General features: G+C 42.4%; 16 protein-coding genes. 3 read left to right on the top strand and 13 right to left on the bottom strand.

Translation table 11 applies throughout. The features are described from left to right. The first annotated feature begins 184 nt into the window (after nucleotides 1-184). Nucleotides 185-706 (top strand): DUF309 domain-containing protein, encoded by a 522-nt coding sequence (locus AR334_RS15120; protein ID WP_066312707.1) that lies wholly within the window; start codon nucleotides 185-187, stop codon nucleotides 704-706. 27 nt (nucleotides 707-733) lie between these two features. Here AR334_RS15120 and AR334_RS15115 read toward each other — a convergent pair whose 3' ends face one another. Then, nucleotides 734-1084 carry a GNAT family N-acetyltransferase gene (locus AR334_RS15115; RefSeq protein WP_066312706.1) on the bottom strand — a complete coding sequence of 117 codons (351 nt, stop codon included), beginning with the start codon at nucleotides 1082-1084 and terminating at the stop codon, nucleotides 734-736. Nucleotides 1085-1919: 835 nt separating this feature from the next. Between AR334_RS15115 and iscB the strand changes: the two genes are divergently transcribed. After that, complete coding sequence (gene iscB, locus AR334_RS15110) at nucleotides 1920-3152, top strand: RNA-guided endonuclease IscB (RefSeq protein WP_066312705.1); 1233 nt, start codon at nucleotides 1920-1922, stop codon at nucleotides 3150-3152. Nucleotides 3153-3231: 79 nt separating this feature from the next. Continuing rightward, complete coding sequence (locus tag AR334_RS15105) at nucleotides 3232-4095, top strand: DUF1002 domain-containing protein (protein ID WP_066312701.1); 864 nt, start codon at nucleotides 3232-3234, stop codon at nucleotides 4093-4095. Nucleotides 4096-4246: 151 nt separating this feature from the next. Here AR334_RS15105 and lysA read toward each other — a convergent pair whose 3' ends face one another. The 12 genes from lysA to deoB all read right to left on the bottom strand — a co-directional run bounded on the left by lysA (nucleotide 4247) and on the right by deoB (nucleotide 15344). Beyond that, the gene (lysA, locus tag AR334_RS15100; protein ID WP_066312697.1) at nucleotides 4247-5551 is read right to left on the bottom strand and encodes a diaminopimelate decarboxylase; all 1305 of its coding nucleotides are present in this window, start codon (nucleotides 5549-5551) and stop codon (nucleotides 4247-4249) included. 164 nt (nucleotides 5552-5715) lie between these two features. Continuing rightward, a complete protein-coding gene (locus AR334_RS15095; protein WP_066312694.1) occupies nucleotides 5716-7200 on the bottom strand; it encodes a spore germination protein in 1485 nt (494 codons plus the stop codon). After that, nucleotides 7193-7762 carry a stage V sporulation protein AE gene (locus AR334_RS15090; protein ID WP_066312692.1) on the bottom strand — a complete coding sequence of 190 codons (570 nt, stop codon included), beginning with the start codon at nucleotides 7760-7762 and terminating at the stop codon, nucleotides 7193-7195. The genes AR334_RS15095 and AR334_RS15090 overlap by 8 nt, the downstream gene beginning before the upstream one ends. Nucleotides 7763-7788: 26 nt before the next feature. Beyond that, on the bottom strand, nucleotides 7789-8211 hold the full coding sequence (locus AR334_RS15085; RefSeq protein ID WP_066312690.1) for a stage V sporulation protein AB: 423 nt from the start codon (nucleotides 8209-8211) through the stop codon (nucleotides 7789-7791). Then, nucleotides 8201-8821, bottom strand: coding sequence for a stage V sporulation protein AA (locus tag AR334_RS15080; RefSeq protein WP_066312680.1), 621 nt, complete (start codon nucleotides 8819-8821; stop codon nucleotides 8201-8203). Before AR334_RS15080 ends, AR334_RS15085 begins: the two co-directional genes overlap by 11 nt. 93 nt (nucleotides 8822-8914) lie before the next feature. After that, nucleotides 8915-9673 carry an RNA polymerase sporulation sigma factor SigF gene (sigF, locus tag AR334_RS15075; protein ID WP_066312671.1) on the bottom strand — a complete coding sequence of 253 codons (759 nt, stop codon included), beginning with the start codon at nucleotides 9671-9673 and terminating at the stop codon, nucleotides 8915-8917. Nucleotides 9674-9685: 12 nt separating this feature from the next. Beyond that, nucleotides 9686-10126 carry an anti-sigma F factor gene (spoIIAB, locus tag AR334_RS15070; protein ID WP_066312668.1) on the bottom strand — a complete coding sequence of 147 codons (441 nt, stop codon included), beginning with the start codon at nucleotides 10124-10126 and terminating at the stop codon, nucleotides 9686-9688. A gap of 1 nt (nucleotide 10127) precedes the next feature. After that, complete coding sequence (gene spoIIAA / locus AR334_RS15065; RefSeq protein ID WP_066312666.1) at nucleotides 10128-10478, bottom strand: anti-sigma F factor antagonist; 351 nt, start codon at nucleotides 10476-10478, stop codon at nucleotides 10128-10130. 178 nt (nucleotides 10479-10656) lie between these two features. Then, complete coding sequence (locus tag AR334_RS15060; RefSeq protein WP_066312663.1) at nucleotides 10657-11844, bottom strand: D-alanyl-D-alanine carboxypeptidase family protein; 1188 nt, start codon at nucleotides 11842-11844, stop codon at nucleotides 10657-10659. A 146-nt stretch (nucleotides 11845-11990) separates the two neighbouring features. Then, on the bottom strand, nucleotides 11991-13295 hold the full coding sequence (locus tag AR334_RS15055) for a pyrimidine-nucleoside phosphorylase (protein WP_066312659.1): 1305 nt from the start codon (nucleotides 13293-13295) through the stop codon (nucleotides 11991-11993). Between the two features lie 31 nt (nucleotides 13296-13326). After that, nucleotides 13327-14145, bottom strand: a complete 819-nt coding sequence (locus AR334_RS15050) for a purine-nucleoside phosphorylase (protein ID WP_066312656.1) — start codon at nucleotides 14143-14145, stop codon at nucleotides 13327-13329. A 14-nt stretch (nucleotides 14146-14159) separates the two neighbouring features. Continuing rightward, nucleotides 14160-15344: a phosphopentomutase gene (gene deoB, locus AR334_RS15045; protein ID WP_066312648.1), complete on the bottom strand. Its 1185-nt coding sequence runs from the start codon at nucleotides 15342-15344 to the stop codon at nucleotides 14160-14162. Between the last annotated feature and the right edge of the window lie 185 nt (nucleotides 15345-15529).

Genomic DNA, 15529 nt, shown 5'->3' with positions numbered 1-15529 from the left:
AATCAAACAGAATAAGCTTGAATATGGAAAAAGACACCAAAATCGTGAAATTCAAAATGCCTTTTGTCTACAATCTGAAAGGCCTGCCATTATGGCGGGCCTTTTGCATTATTAAAGGTTTTTTAAAAGAAGCTTAATAAATATGATACACTGTAGCTAACAATTTAAATCAGGAGTGAAAGCGTTGTACCCAAAAGAATATATCCAATATCTAGTCCATTTCCATAGCGACAGGGATTATTTTGAATGTCATGAAATTCTCGAAGAATATTGGAAAGAGACCGATCCTGGAAACAAGGAGTCGGTATGGGTCGGACTTATTTTATTAGCCGTTTCTGCTTATCATCATCGGCGAGGAAACTTTTCAGGTGCAAAACGAACGCTGGAAAAAGCGGAAAAAATTTTTAAGCATCAGGCTGAATCCTTAACAGAGATTGGGTTGCATGTAAACCAGCTTTTCATGCTGGTAAGTGGGCATTTGCAGGAAATAAGCGCAAATACACCATACAGAAGCTATATTTTGCCAATTAGTGACCCGCTGTTACTGAAACAATGCTCTGAGAGATGTGTAGAACAAGGTTTCACATGGGGGCAGGAAAGTGATCTTTCTGAAAATGGCATTGTGCATCGCCATAAGCTGCGAGATCGGTCTGATGTGATAGAGGAAAGGATTAAAGCATTAGCGGCAAAAAAAGACAGCGTATAATGAGTCATTATGCGCTGCCTTGCTGCATTAGCATACATCGCATTTTTCGATGAACGCCGTTGTATGTTCATTAGGAACAATGTTCTTGTCAGGATACATTTCCTTTAGTGCTTTTACCATTTGTTTCCCAATCCCTTGAAAACGGTGTGAGGGATTGACAGAAATATGCTGCACTTCAAGGTCATTCGTGTCTTGATGATATTTGACGCCAACTAAACCAATAATGTCTTCTTCCTTCCAAAGGAACAGCTGCCAGCTTTGGTCAGTTTCATAGTCCTTCATCGTTTGCTGCAGTTTCTTTAAATCCTTTTCTGTCGGCATAAACGACATCAAGCCCATGGCAATCTTTTCGAATGTTTTCTTATAACGAATTAACATACTGATCCCTCATTATTTAAATGTAAACTCGCCGAGTGGCAAGTCCGTTAGGACGAAGACAGAGGCGTAGTTGAATTTATGCGTACGAAACTTAGCTAAATAACCTTTAAATCGGTTTAACATATCGTATATTTTTTTCGAATATATATGTAGTTATTATATGTTTTTGGAATAATCTTGTTCACTAAACCATCATACCGAATAAATGTTTAATGGGCAACGACAAAATTTTTATTGTCCGGGTGCAATAAACATCCAATAAACAATTCCCCAAATAACGGCAATACCAACAAGCGATCCGAATAATCTCCAATTGCTCTTCCCCATGTACATCCTCCATAAAAGTGGTTGCATATTCTACATTCTACACCAAAACACAAAAATAATCCATGTTCGCTTTATTTCCGCTACATCCGACATTATATTATTGCCTATGAAACTTCTAAATTGTTTTTTTCGTTAATATTATGGGAATCGGTTATGATATATAAGAGCAATAATTTTTGATTATCACTTTAAGGAGCTCGGAACAGTAAAAGAAATATCATAACAAATCCACCTAAATCATCCCACAACGGAACCCGACCGTTTTGAGGTTAGACTGTTTCGTGCTTTCAAGCCTAAGTGAGTGTAGTTTCCTGAAAAGGAAATAGCACGATGAACTACGTTAGTGGATAAGGTAAAGAAACACCTGCGGATGTGTCCACCAGTCTGCTGCTCTGTTAGCTATGAGGAAGACCGTTTCCTAGGGTTTGGAAACCAAACACCAAATAGCATGTCCTGTCCATTGACATTGGCAAGGAGGAAAATACCCAGTAATGGAGGTTGGTCAGAAATGACCTATTGTTTTGTGTTGGATGCACAAGGCAACAAGTTATCTCCAACTAGAGAAAATCGTGCATGGTATTTAATCCGCAAAAAGAAAGCTACATTGCAAAACAAATTTCCAATGGTGATTCAATTAAAAAGAGAAATTCCATTGGAAGAAATCGATACAACACCAGTTAAATTAGGTATCGATGATGGTTCCAAACAGGTTGGGATTGCTTTGGTGCAAGAATGTAAAACAATAAGCAAACCTGTATTTAAAGGAACCATTGAACTTCGAACAGATGTAAAGGAGAAAATGTCGGTAAGACGGGGATATCGAAGATACAGAAGACAGCACAAACGATACCGCCCCGTTCGATTTAACAATCGCTCTTCTTCCAAAAAGGAAGGGCGAATTGCCCCAAGTATCAAGCAAAAGAAAGATTCTATTTTAAGGGTAGTCAACCAACTACACAAGTGGATTCGTATCGATCATAGTTTTTTAGAAGACGTTTTAATCGATATTCGCGCACTCGAAAAAGGATATAAACCTTACAATTGGGAATATCAACGAAGCAACCGCCTAGATGAGAACATTCGAAAAGCAGTTGTGCTGCGAGATCACAACACCTGTCAAGAATGTGGTGTGACCAATACCCGCATGGAAGTACATCATATTATTCCAAGACGTTTTAATGGTGGTGATTCGATTCATAACTTAATCACTCTTTGTTCTTCGTGTCATGAAAAAGTAACCGGAGATGAAATAGCACACACCAAAAGATTTCATAAAAAACTCAAAGGAAGAAATATTCATTTCGGAGACGCCATGCATGTCATGCTAGGGAAAACCTTTCTCCAAAATAAGTTAAGAGAGATTGCCCCATTAACCCTTACAACAGGTGGGGATACTGCCAATAAACGAATTGATTGGGGAATCGAGAAAACCCACGCCAATGATGCGATTGTGGTTTGTGGCTCAGAGGTAAATTCTCAACAGTGTGAAATCAAGAATTGGAGCATAAAGCCTCTGAAAAAACGCTCAAAGAAAAAAATCGAATCGATAAATGGGTTTCATCACCGAGATTTTGTTCAATATACCAAACGTAACGGCAAAGCGTATTTTGCGTATATCACTTCCTTCTACCCGTTGAAAAATCAATGTAACATGACAACCATAGACGGAAAGGTGTTAAAAAGATATGGTGTTAACAGACTTAAATTAATATGTCGATCAAATAAAATATTCTGGTATTAAAATCATAGAGGGAGGTGAAACCTGGTAGCATTTTACGATAAGTGTACGTTTTGTTACGTTTTAATGTTACCAGGCAAACATGAAAAAGCTTTTGATTCTGTTAATGGCAATGATCTTATTCGCGGGGCCTGCCCGCAGTTTTGCAGATATGGCTGAAGGCGATATGATTGTGACCTTGGGGGAAAGTTTAACCGAGGCCCAGAAAAATACTCTCTTATCCGAAATGGGAGCACCAAAAGATGTTCAGATCGTTACCGTTTCAAATAAGGAAGAACATCAATATTTAGGAAATTATGTGGCGAAATCCCTAATAGGGACGAAAGCCATTTCCTCATCCGCGATTACCGCTGCAGCTAAAGGTGCCGGAATCACCGTCAAAACGAAAAACATTAATTGGGTGACCGATGAAATGTATGTAAATGCCCTCATCACTGCAGGGGTGAAGGATGCAGATATTTACGTGACCGCCCCGATTGCCGTTTCCGGCACAGCAGCCTTGACAGGGATTATTAAAGCATACGAAATATCCGCTGATAAGACGATTCCTGAAGAGGTAAAACAAGCGGCCAACCAGGAGATGGTTGAAACGGCGAAACTTGGCGATTCGATTGGGGCAGAAAACGCTGCCGCGCTAATTGCCAAGGTGAAGGAAGAAATAGCCAAAAACAAACCGAAAAACGATCAAGAACTACGGGCGATTATCGAGCAGGCAGCAAAAGAACTGAATGTTAAGCTGTCCGAAGCGGAGATTCAAAGGCTGATTGATTTATTTAATAAATTGAAGGACTTAAATATTGACTGGAACCAAGTCAGCGATCAGCTAAATAAAGCGAAGGACCGCATCTCCAAATTCCTGTCATCAGAGGAAGGCCAGGGATTTCTAGAAAAGGTCAAGCAATTTTTTATTTGGCTCATTGATACGGTAAAGGCGATGTTCTCCTAAAATAATAAAAGCTGCCGCAAATTTGCGGCAGCATGTTTAGCTAATAGGAAAGTATAAAATTTTTTCCAAATTTTATACTTTCCTATGTCGCATAAATTCAACTACGCCTCTGTCTTCGTCCTAACGGACTTGCCAATCGGCGAGTTTTCATTTATTTTAATGGCAAATCAAGCCTTACTAGGTCTTCATAAGTTTCCCGCTTAACGACGAGTGCAGCTGTGCTGTTTTCCACGAATACAACAGCGGGACGCGGCAAACGATTGTAGTTGTTCGCCATCGAATAACCATAGGCACCTGTACAGAATACAGCAAGAATATCTTCCTCCACCGTCTCCGGCAAAGGTAAATCCCAAATCAACATATCGCCAGATTCACAGCATTTCCCTGCGATTGACACGGTTTCTCTCGTTTGGGCTAGCGGCCTGTTGGCCAGAACCGCTTCATACTTTGCCTGGTATAAAGCCGGCCGGATATTGTCGCTCATCCCGCCATCTACCGCCAAATATTTGCGCACCCCCGGGACCTCCTTGGAAGATCCGGCTTTATATAAAGTAATCCCTGCATCACCGACAAGCGAACGGCCCGGTTCAATCCAAATCTCAGGCATTTTCAGTTCATGTTGCGCAGCCAAATTCTTAACCTCTTTAATGATTTCACGAACATATTGCGCCGGAGAGATTGGCTCATCCTCTTTTGTATAGCGAATTCCAAAACCGCCACCCAAATTCAGCACGGTTGCCTCAAAACCGAACTCCTGCTTCCATTGTGCCATTCTTTCAACAATCTTTTGGGCGGCCAGCAAAAATCCGGTTGTTTCAAAAATTTGCGAACCAATATGGCAATGAAGCCCAAGTACGTGAAAATATTCATATCCTAGAACTGAAGTCAGCGCTTTTTCCGCCTGGCCATTTTGCAGGTCAAAGCCAAATTTTGAATCCTCTTGTCCGGTCATGATATAGTCGTGGGTATGGGCTTCAATTCCCGGTGTAACGCGCAACAGGATATTCGCCTTTACTTTTTTTTCATGACAAACGTCCTTTAATAATTCGATTTCATAAAAATTATCGATTACGATACAGCCGATTTCGTGTTGGAGCGCCATTTCTAATTCTTCTCTGCTTTTATTGTTTCCGTGGAAATGGATCTTCTCTGACGGAAAACCCGCTTGTATTGCCGTGTATAATTCACCGCCCGATACAACATCGAGCGACAGTCCTTCCTCTTCTGCAAGCTGGACCATGGCCACGGTAGAAAATGCTTTGCTGGCATAAGCTACCTGAGCAGAGATATGCTCTTCTTCAAATGCCTGTTTAAATCCTCTGGCCCGCTCTCTGATCAATGCGACGTCGTAAACATACAAGGGTGTTCCAAATTCCTTCGTCAAGCTGACTGCGTCAACGCCGCCTATTTCCAAATGCCCGTCTTTATTTACACCTGTTGTCCCGTAGAAATACATTCCTTTCCCTCTCTCCGTAACGACTCCCTACAGTGTATGTAGACAATCTTAAAAAATAATAAACAAATAGACAGAATCCGCTTTAGACACTGCCTATTTTGATTTTTGGAATTCTTTATTTAATTAAAAATACTTTAGCACACCTGTCCTAATTCTGCAATTTTTTATTGTTGGTTAGGGGGCTGCCGGTAGCGATTTCTAGGATGTACAATGCTTGGTCTGAGAATGGATCCCGGAACTGCCCGGCGGAAAATAATCTGTAAAAACCCTTTAGGTTCAAACGGAAGGAACGGCCACAAATATGGTGTATTAAGAGCCCGCATTTGGACAAGGTAGATTAGCAAAAACGTTGTGCCAATAACGAACCCAGGGGTATGGAAAAATGCCACCAACAGCATTAAAATCATTCTCGCTATCTTATTGGCGATGCTAAGCTCATAGCTTGGCGTGGTAAACGTTCCGATTCCTGTCACTGCCACATAGAGAATGACCTCAGGAACAAATAGACCTACATCAATCGCAATTTGCCCAATCAATACTGCTGCCACTAAGCCCATTGCCGTAGACAGCGGGGTCGGAGTATGTATGGCGGCAATCCGCAAAAATTCAATTCCAAAGTCCGCCAAAAACAGCTGGATGATTAATGGAATATTTGTCTCCTCATTGGGTCCAATAAACTCAAGCTTTTCTGGCAACAGTGACGGCTCCAGAACCATTAACAACCAAAACGGCAATAAAAAGATGGACGCTAACACGCCCAAAAACCGAGTCCAGCGGACAAAAGTTCCCATCGCAGGCGCCTCGCGGAATTCCTCGGCATGCTGAACATGATGAAAATAAGTCGTTGGTGAGATAATGACACTTGGCGAGGTATCACAATAAATGACAACATGTCCTTCCAATATATGGGCTGCGGCCACATCGGCCCGTTCCGTATATCTGACAATCGGATATGGGTTCCATCCCTGCTTTACGATAAATTCTTCAAGTGTCTTGTCCGCCATTGGAATCCCGTCAATATTGATTGCCTTCAATTCTTTGCGAATAATATTCAGCAAATCGGGATCAGCAACGTCCTGCAAATAGCCGAGGGCTACATCGGATTTCGACCTTTTTCCTACTTTTAACATTTCAAACCGGAGTCGTTCATCACGGATCCTTCGTCTGGTTAACGCTGTATTCATGATGATATTTTCAACAAATCCATCCCGTGAACCCCTAACCACTTTTTCCGTATCGGGTTCCTGAGGGGAACGGCCGGGATAACTTCGTACATCAATGACAAACGCGGTACTTTCTCCTTCAATCACAATCCCAATCAACCCTGAAAGGACCTGATCCACCACTTTATCAAGTGTTTTAACCCTCTCTACCGATTGATTCACCAGTTTATTCTCAATGATTGTAAATAAATCAGTCGACGCTTTTTCTTTATTGTTAATACCAATTAACTCTTTCATCAGCTGGATAATATACATGGTGTCGCACAAGCCATTTACATAATAAATGTGGACACCTCTTTTTAATATGGATAGTTTCCGAACCCCGAAATCAAAGCTGATCCCTAGTCCTACCCGCTGCTTCATATAATTCTCAATTTCATTTACTGATTCCGGAATCGGCCATTGCTGCGCCAGTTTCTCAGTCAAAATAACCACTCCTTTCAAGGATAAGTTCTACGGCTTTTTCCGTTATCGGAGAACCTAGCTCGCAGGAATCTCGTCTTGCCATCTTTCCAACATCCCCGATGCCGACAATAATCGGAACATTTAACTCATCAAGACAGTAAACAGTATCTCCATTTATTCTGCTAAGTTCCAGTTCAGCTATACCATTCTTATCTACACCATATGGCGTAATCTCTCCCTCGCGGTCAATGCTCACATCGACCCTCGTCCACTCAGCATTCCTTGTTTTGGCGGCCACCGCCACAATGCCGAGAACATTTATTTCCTCATGTGAGGCTACATATTTCAGGGCTTTTTCACCTGCCCCTTCCCCAATAATGCCGCTGTCATCAAACATAACCAAGACAGGATCATAAGGCGCCGCTTTTATTAAACCGACAAGTTCCGGTCCGGTCAATCTGGATGGATTTCCCTGGGAACGGGAAATACACCGGCCGCCAATTTTTTGGGCAACTTGCTCTAATGCCCTTTTTGTATATTCATCACCGTCTGTAACTAAAATGACATTCCTGCAATTGCTCATAGGGTCATGTTCCTTTCAAGCAAAGATCAATGATGAACGAAAAATATCCATTGAAAAATCGAACCGAATATTTTCCCCAACACCATGGCCATGATTAAGATGACAATTTTCCCATCCAAGTTAATTCGTTTCGCCAAGATCGGAAAGACATTCAAGGCCTCGGTAAGACCAGCTGCCAGCATCCCCACAAATACACCGCCAGTCAGCCCAAGAGGGACTAAAACAAATGCCGAAATCCCGAGTTCCGGATCTTTCAGACTTGCCCAAACCCCAGTCAACGCGCCAAAGACAACACCCCATTCGTAGTAATGAATCATTTTCATCGTTTTTGACAGCTGTGTTAACCTGGGAATCACGCCAAGCACAGTCAGAAATGCAACAAATCCTGCCCCAACCGCCAACCCACTTGCCAAACCTACAAAAATAACGGCTAAAATTTTAATCGTCATGGACTCGTTTCATACTTTCTTTATTTTCATGTAAAATAACATAGTTATCCAAATCCATTTGATAGTTAAACATCTCGACCTCTAGCGGGCTTGGTTCATCGTTTATCCGCTTTTTAAATACATGATTAAAAAACAGGATCATCCCCAGCCCAAGTCCAATGGAATAGGGGATTTGAAACAATAACGGCTTGGCATCATGCTTCCCTGTGATGATTGTATATATTTTTTCCTGGACACTCCTCATGCTGACATCATCATGGAAGTTCATCAGCGTCATGGCCGAGCCGAAAAATAATAAAAACCATATTAAAAGAAAAAAAGGAATTGAAACTCTCTTTTTCTTGGCGACAACTTCAATAATCGATTGCGCAGGGCCGATGGTTTGCACCTCGATATCGCCAAACTGTTTCGTGATTATGCGAATGACCTTCATAATATCAATGACCACAATATTTCCGTCTTCTTCACTTAATTGGTAAATCTGCAATAATTTTAAATCTGGAAGAATTGTTTCGGGAGCAATGATTTGCGCTGCATCCTTTAATAATATGATTCCGTTTGGAGGGGATTGGACGCGATTCCGCATCCGAATGTAGATCGTCGTTTCCAAAACATTCACTTCCAACACAAAGATTTCATGTGTAGTTAGTATGGGTCATAAATTGTTTTTTATGAAAAACTCCATAAAAAAAGGACAAATGGACTAGAGGTCCATTCGATCCTTCATTTGCTGCAATATCTTTTTTTCAAGCCTTGAGACTTGAACCTGTGAGATACCAAGTCTGACGGCCACTTCAGATTGTGTTTGATCCTTGTAATACCGCAAATAGACAATCAGCCTCTCCCGCTCATCCAACTCGCGAATGGCCTCTTTTAAGGCAATTTTATCGAACCATTTTCCATCATTGCCGTCATCAATTTGGTCCAATAGGGTGATGGGGTCGCCATCATTTTCATATACCGTTTCATGTATCGATGACGGTGACCTGCTCGCTTCCTGGGCAAGGATGACATCCTCAGGCGACAGTTCAAGAAACTCGGAAATTTCATTAACAGTCGGAATTCGGCCAAGCGTCTTGGATAACTCATCCTTGGCTTTACGGATTTTATTACCCATTTCCTTTAAGGACCGGCTGACCTTTACAGTGCCATCATCGCGGATAAAACGCTGGATTTCCCCAATTATCATTGGAACAGCATAGGTGGAAAATTTCACATCATAGGAAAGGTCAAATTTATCAACCGATTTTAACAGTCCGATACAACCAATTTGAAACAGGTCATCCGGGTCGTACCCTCTGTTTAGAAACCTTTGCACCACAGACCATACAAGCCGCATATTTTTCTCGACGATTAAATCTCGTGCTTCCTGGTCCCCTGCTTGGCTTTTTTGGATAAGCTCTTTGACTTCATGATCCTTTAGAAACGTCTGTTTATTGTCGTTCTTGACCTCCACATCCATTGGCAAGTCTCCTTAATTGCAAAGCATTTTGCTGGATTTTAAATGCTTTCGTAGTCTGACCTCGGTTCCGCTGCCAGGTTGTGTGAGAACCTCTACCTCATCCATAAAGTTTTCCATGATAGTGAAACCCATTCCGGATCTTTCAAGTTCCGGCTTTGTTGTAAATAATGGCTGACGAGCTTCCTCCACATCAATAATTCCTATTCCTTTATCTCTGATTGATAAATCAATGACATTGTCTTCAATTGTCACCGAAATATAAACATACCCATTTGGATCGTTCTCATAGCCGTGAATGATGGCGTTTGTTACGGCCTCCGACACGACCGTTTTAATCTCTGTCAGTTCATCCATCGTTGGGTCTAACTGGGCGATAAAAGCAGCAACAGTTACACGGGCAAACGATTCATTTTGACTCAATGCACGAAACTGCAGACTCATCTCGTTCTTCATATTAGGCAACCCCCAATCTTTGCAATGCAAATTCTTCAGTCGGTTCCATTTTAATAATTTTAAATAGACCAGACATATCGAATAATCTTTGCACTGCCGGGGAAATTGCGCATACGACCATTTCGCCGTGCACTTGTTTGATTTGCTTGTATCTTCCTAAAATAACTCCCAAACCGGAGCTGTCCATAAAGGAGAGTTGTTCCAGATTCAAGACAATATGGCGAATTTCATTTTCTTCTATTAACGCGGTTGCTTTTTCACGGAGTTCATCCGCAGTGTGATGATCCAATTCACCGCTTAAACGAATGCATAATACGTCATGTTTGATTTCAAATTCAATGTTAAGACTCACTATTTCCGTCCTCCTTAATCTTTTCCAGCTTCAGCGCCTAATCAAGGCGCATTCGCTTTTCTGGGTATAGTGAGTCAATTCGCCTCTAGTCCGTTAATCTCCTTCTCTGCAAACAAAACTAGTTGTTTTTCGCTAAAAGTAGTGAAACTGCTCTAGTATTCGACAATGATAATTAATGTTATTTTCCCGCTTTGGTAAACATGCCGAATGAACGCTTATAGAGGGTCCACCAGCCTGCTTCCTTAACATCCTTACCGGCCACCAGCGGGCTTTCCAGAAGAACTTTGCCATCCTTAACCAATTTAATGGTTCCAACCTTGTCCCCTTTCTTTATCGGGGCCTTCAGTTTTTTCTCAAGAATAACCTTTTGTTCCACATCAGCCATTTTTTCTCCTTTTTTAGTCAACAATGATAACGGCTCGCTAGTAAGAGCCGCCACCCTCTTGTCCTCACCCTTGCTTATCTTTGCCTCGCCAATCGCTTGGTTTCGCTTTAGTACCGGATGGGTCTGATATTGGGCAAAAGCATAATTAAGCATTTTGGTCACCTGGGCATTGCGATCCTTTGAAGTTGGCGCGCCAAAAACAACCGCGATTACGCGCATGCCATCTTTTTGGGCTGTTGCAGTCAGGCAGTATTTTGCCTCCGCCGTGAATCCCGTTTTCAGGCCGTCAACTCCTGGATAAAAACGAACTAATTTATTTGTGTTCACCAGCCAGAATTTTTTATCTGAATTTTCACGGAGGTAAGATTCATACATCCCTGTAAACTTTGTAATGTCTTCATATTTCAAGAGCTCTTTTGCCATAATCGCCATGTCATGGGCAGAGCTATAGTGACCGCTTTCCGGGAGACCGGTTGTGTTTTTAAAGACAGTATTTTTTAAGCCAAGTTCCTTTACTTTTGCATTCATCATGTCGATAAAGGCTTCTTCTGAACCGGCGATATGCTCTGCCATGGCCACAGAAGCGTCATTACCTGAACCAATGGCGATTCCCTGCATCATTTCCTTGGCGGTCATTTCTTCTCCCGGCTCAAGAAAAATTTGCGACCCTCCCATAGAAGCGGCATGCTCACTTGTACGGATTTTTGTATTCCAAGTCAATTTTCCTTCATCTATCGCTTCCATAATCAACAGCATCGTCATTACCTTCGTCATGCTAGCAGGCGGCAATGCTTCCTTGCTGTTCTTTTCATAAAGAACTTTACCTGTATCTCTTTCAATTAAAATAGCCGACCGGACATCGGTAACGATTTCGGTGGTTTTATTTTCTTCTTTCTTTTTTTCCTCGGCTGCCAAGGCAGTTGGGGCGCCAAAACTTGTAAATAATAATAATGTCACTATCAAATAAGCTATTCTCTTCACTCGCATAACCCTCCATTCTTAATAGTCACCATTTTTTCCAAATTCAATGACTTTATACAAATATTACCTGTTAAATAAAATAAAAAATGGTGTCAGGCACCATGTGAAATATTCACATGGTGCCTGACACCCATTATGACCTGCACTTATTCGGTAACTTCCCCGTGAATGAGGATTGGTGCATCCACTTTTGCAGCGGAGATTTTAATATTTTCATACAGTTTTTCTTTTACTTCACTGACGTCTTCAAAGTTGCTGTAAATGGTAACCAATGATTCTCCTTTTTTTACCTCGCCGCCAATTTTCTTTCTTAGCACAAGACCGACAGCCAAATCAATCACTGACTCTTTTGTTGCTCTGCCGGCGCCAAGCAGCATGGCTGCCGTTCCAACTTCATCTGCAATGATTTCAGCTACATAGCCGTCTTCTTTCGCTTCCAATTCAAAGGTGAATTTCGCCTGTGGGAGCTTAGAAGGGTCATCAACAACTGAAGCGTCGCCGCCTTGAGAGCTGAGGAATACCTTCATTTTTTCAAGCGCTGAACCATCATCAATAGCTTTTTCAAGCAGTCCTCGCGCTTCCTGCAGCGAGCCCGCTTTTCCGGCCAGGAACACCATATGACTGCCGAGCGTTAAACAAAGCTCAGTTAAATCTTCCGGTCCTTCCCCTTTTAATGTATCAATTGCTTCCTTTACTTCAAGGGCGTTGCCAATTGCAAACCCAAGCGGCTGACTCATATCGGAGATGACAGCCATAGTTCGGCGCCCGACATTGTTGCCGATGCGCACCATTGCATGGGCTAACTCCTTTGAGTCATCAAGTGTCTTCATAAATGCGCCCGCGCCTGTTTTGACATCAAGGACAATCGCATCAGCTCCAGCCGCAATTTTTTTGCTCATGATGGAACTGGCAATGAGCGGAATGCTTTCTACCGTTCCGGTGACATCTCTTAACGAATATAGTTTTTTGTCAGCAGGAGTCAAGTTACCGCTCTGGCCGATGACGGCGATTTTATTTTTATTTACTAATTCAATAAACTCATCATTATCAATCTCGACATGGAAGCCGGCAACAGATTCCAATTTATCAATCGTTCCTCCGGTATGGCCGAGACCGCGGCCTGACATCTTAGCGACAGGAACCCCGACTGCCGCAACGAGCGGCCCCAGGACGAGCGTGGTCGTATCGCCAACACCGCCGGTTGAATGCTTGTCAACCTTGATCCCTTCGATTTGCGATAAATCAATTTGGTCACCTGATTCTACCATTGCCATCGTGATGTCGGCCCGTTCTTTTTCGGTCATGCCGCGAAACACAACCGCCATCGTAAAGGCACTTACTTGGTAATCCGGAATGGAACCTTCCGTATAACCTTTAATAATGTAGTTAATTTCTTCGGTTGTCAGTTCATGTCCGTCACGCTTTTTTTCAATTAAATCGACCATTCTCATGTTATTCACCACTTTATCATCACTTTTTTTGTTACGCTAAGCTTTTGACAATTTCTTTCACATAACTCAGGAAATTTTCTTTAACCTTTTCGGTTGTTTCGATTACCTCATCATGGGTCAATGGCTGGTCGAGAATCCCGGCTGCCATGTTGGAAATGCAGGAAATACCTAGCACCTTCATCCCGCTGTGACGCGCAACGATTACCTCTGGGACAGTCGACATCCCAACCGCATCACCGCCGAGTACCCGAATCATTCTGATTTCCGCCGGTGTTTCATAGACAGGGCCAGGATTGCCGAAATAAACACCTTCCTTAACGTTAATGTTTAAGCGGCCGGCAATATCTTTGGCGATTGCTTGCAATTCTTTCGTATATGCTTCCGACATATCCGGAAAGCGAACACCTAGTTTGGAATCATTAGGGCCAACTAGCGGATTGGTTCCCATATTATTGATATGGTCCGTAATAATCATCAAATCCCCAGGCTCAAAGCTTTCATTGACACCGCCGGCAGCATTGGTGACGATTAAAATTTCCACTCCCAATTCCTTCATGACACGAACCGGGAACGTGACTTTTTCCATTGAGTAGCCTTCGTAAAAATGGAAGCGGCCCTGCATTGCGACAACCTCCACACCATTAAGCAACCCAAATACCAGCTGGCCGGCATGGCCTTCTACCGTTGAAACCGGAAAATCGGGAATTTCGTTGTAAGGGATTTTCACCGGGTTTTCAATTTCATCAGCCAATACTCCGAGGCCGGAGCCAAGTATAAGGCCAATTTTCGGCGTATTGTGATACTTTCCTTTTAAAAATTGCGCGCCATTTTGGATTTGATTAAGATTCATGTTCCTGCTCCCTTCTATTCAATTTCATTTAAAAAGCTTTTCCCGTAATTTGGCATTTTTACCTTAAAGTTATCGGCAACCGTTGCCCCTAAATCGGCAAACGTTTCTCTTAACGGAAGTTCTTTGCCTTCTGCCATTCGCTTTGAATAAACAAGCAATGGAACATATTCGCGCGTGTGGTCTGTTCCCGGTGCCACTGGGTCATTCCCGTGATCTGCAGTTATGAGCAATAAGTCGTCATCCGTCATTTTTGCAAACACTTCAGGAAGTCTTGCATCATATTCTTCTAGCGCTTTCCCGTAGCCTTCCGGGTCGCGGCGATGGCCATACAAGGCATCAAAGTCAACCAGGTTCAAGAAACTGATCCCGTTAAAGTCAATGTCAAATGTCTCGACCAATTTATCCATGCCGTCCATATTTGAAACCGTTCTTAGCGACTTGGTTACACCTTCACCATCATAAATATCAGAAATTTTTCCGATGGCAATTACATCATAACCCGCATCCTTTAATTCGCTCATGACCGTTCTGTCAAATGGCTTCAATGCATAATCATGGCGGTTTGGCGTGCGTTTGAAGTTACCCGGTTCGCCGACAAATGGACGGGCAATGACGCGGCCGACCATATATTTCTCGTCAAGCGTCAATTCGCGGGCAATTTTGCAGATGGAATATAACTCATCAAGCGGAACGATTTCCTCATGGGCAGCGATTTGCAGCACTGAATCCGCCGATGTATAAACAATCAATGCACCGGTCTTCATATGTTCTTCGCCAAGTTCATCGAGAATCGCTGTACCGCTTGCCGGTTTATTGCCGATAATTTTTCTGCCTGTGCGCTGTTCCAATTGTGAAAGTAGTTCATCCGGGAAGCCTTCAGGAAAAACACGAAACGGCGTTTGAATATTCAGTCCCATGATTTCCCAGTGCCCAGTCATGGTATCTTTACCATTTGATGCTTCCCTCATTTTTGTATAATATGCTAGCGGTCTTTTGGCCTTTTCAATTCCTTTCAGTTCGCGGATATTGCTTAAGCCTAATTTCCCCATGTTCGGCATATGCAAGCCATTCATATGGTCGGCAATATGGCCGAGTGTATCCGCGCCTTTATCGCCAAACCGTTCTGCATCAGGAGCCTCGCCAATACCGACCGAGTCCATGACAATAATAAAAATCCGTTTATATGTATTCGAAACCATTCTAAGATTCCTCCTTTTTGAATTGTTACCGTTTTCATTAATACAAAAATTTCACATCTATATATTTCCCTATTGGAAATGGAATAAACTTTACGGCAACATGCTGAACGTCAGAAGTCTGACATCTATATTTTACTACATGGCAAAAAAATTACAAGAAAAAAGCTGTCCTTTTTAGGGCAGCC

This window comes from Bacillus sp. FJAT-29814 (assembly GCF_001510715.1).
Classification (GTDB): domain Bacteria; phylum Bacillota; class Bacilli; order Bacillales; family Cytobacillaceae; genus Neobacillus.
This window is presented reverse-complemented; position numbering and strand designations above follow the sequence as displayed.

Coding starts and splice junctions, on each gene's coding strand:
- AR334_RS15115 (WP_066312706.1), bottom strand. CDS start 1,084: ATGTTAATTCGTTATAAGAAAACATTCGAAAAGATTGCCATGGGCTTG.
- iscB (WP_066312705.1), top strand. CDS start 1,920: ATGACCTATTGTTTTGTGTTGGATGCACAAGGCAACAAGTTATCTCCA.
- AR334_RS15105 (WP_066312701.1), top strand. CDS start 3,232: ATGAAAAAGCTTTTGATTCTGTTAATGGCAATGATCTTATTCGCGGGG.
- lysA (WP_066312697.1), bottom strand. CDS start 5,551: ATGTATTTCTACGGGACAACAGGTGTAAATAAAGACGGGCATTTGGAA.
- AR334_RS15090 (WP_066312692.1), bottom strand. CDS start 7,762: ATGAGCAATTGCAGGAATGTCATTTTAGTTACAGACGGTGATGAATAT.
- AR334_RS15085 (WP_066312690.1), bottom strand. CDS start 8,211: ATGACGATTAAAATTTTAGCCGTTATTTTTGTAGGTTTGGCAAGTGGG.
- sigF (WP_066312671.1), bottom strand. CDS start 9,673: ATGGATGTGGAGGTCAAGAACGACAATAAACAGACGTTTCTAAAGGAT.
- spoIIAB (WP_066312668.1), bottom strand. CDS start 10,126: ATGAAGAACGAGATGAGTCTGCAGTTTCGTGCATTGAGTCAAAATGAA.
- AR334_RS15055 (WP_066312659.1), bottom strand. CDS start 13,295: ATGAGAATGGTCGATTTAATTGAAAAAAAGCGTGACGGACATGAACTG.
- AR334_RS15050 (WP_066312656.1), bottom strand. CDS start 14,145: ATGAATCTTAATCAAATCCAAAATGGCGCGCAATTTTTAAAAGGAAAG.
- deoB (WP_066312648.1), bottom strand. CDS start 15,344: ATGGTTTCGAATACATATAAACGGATTTTTATTATTGTCATGGACTCG.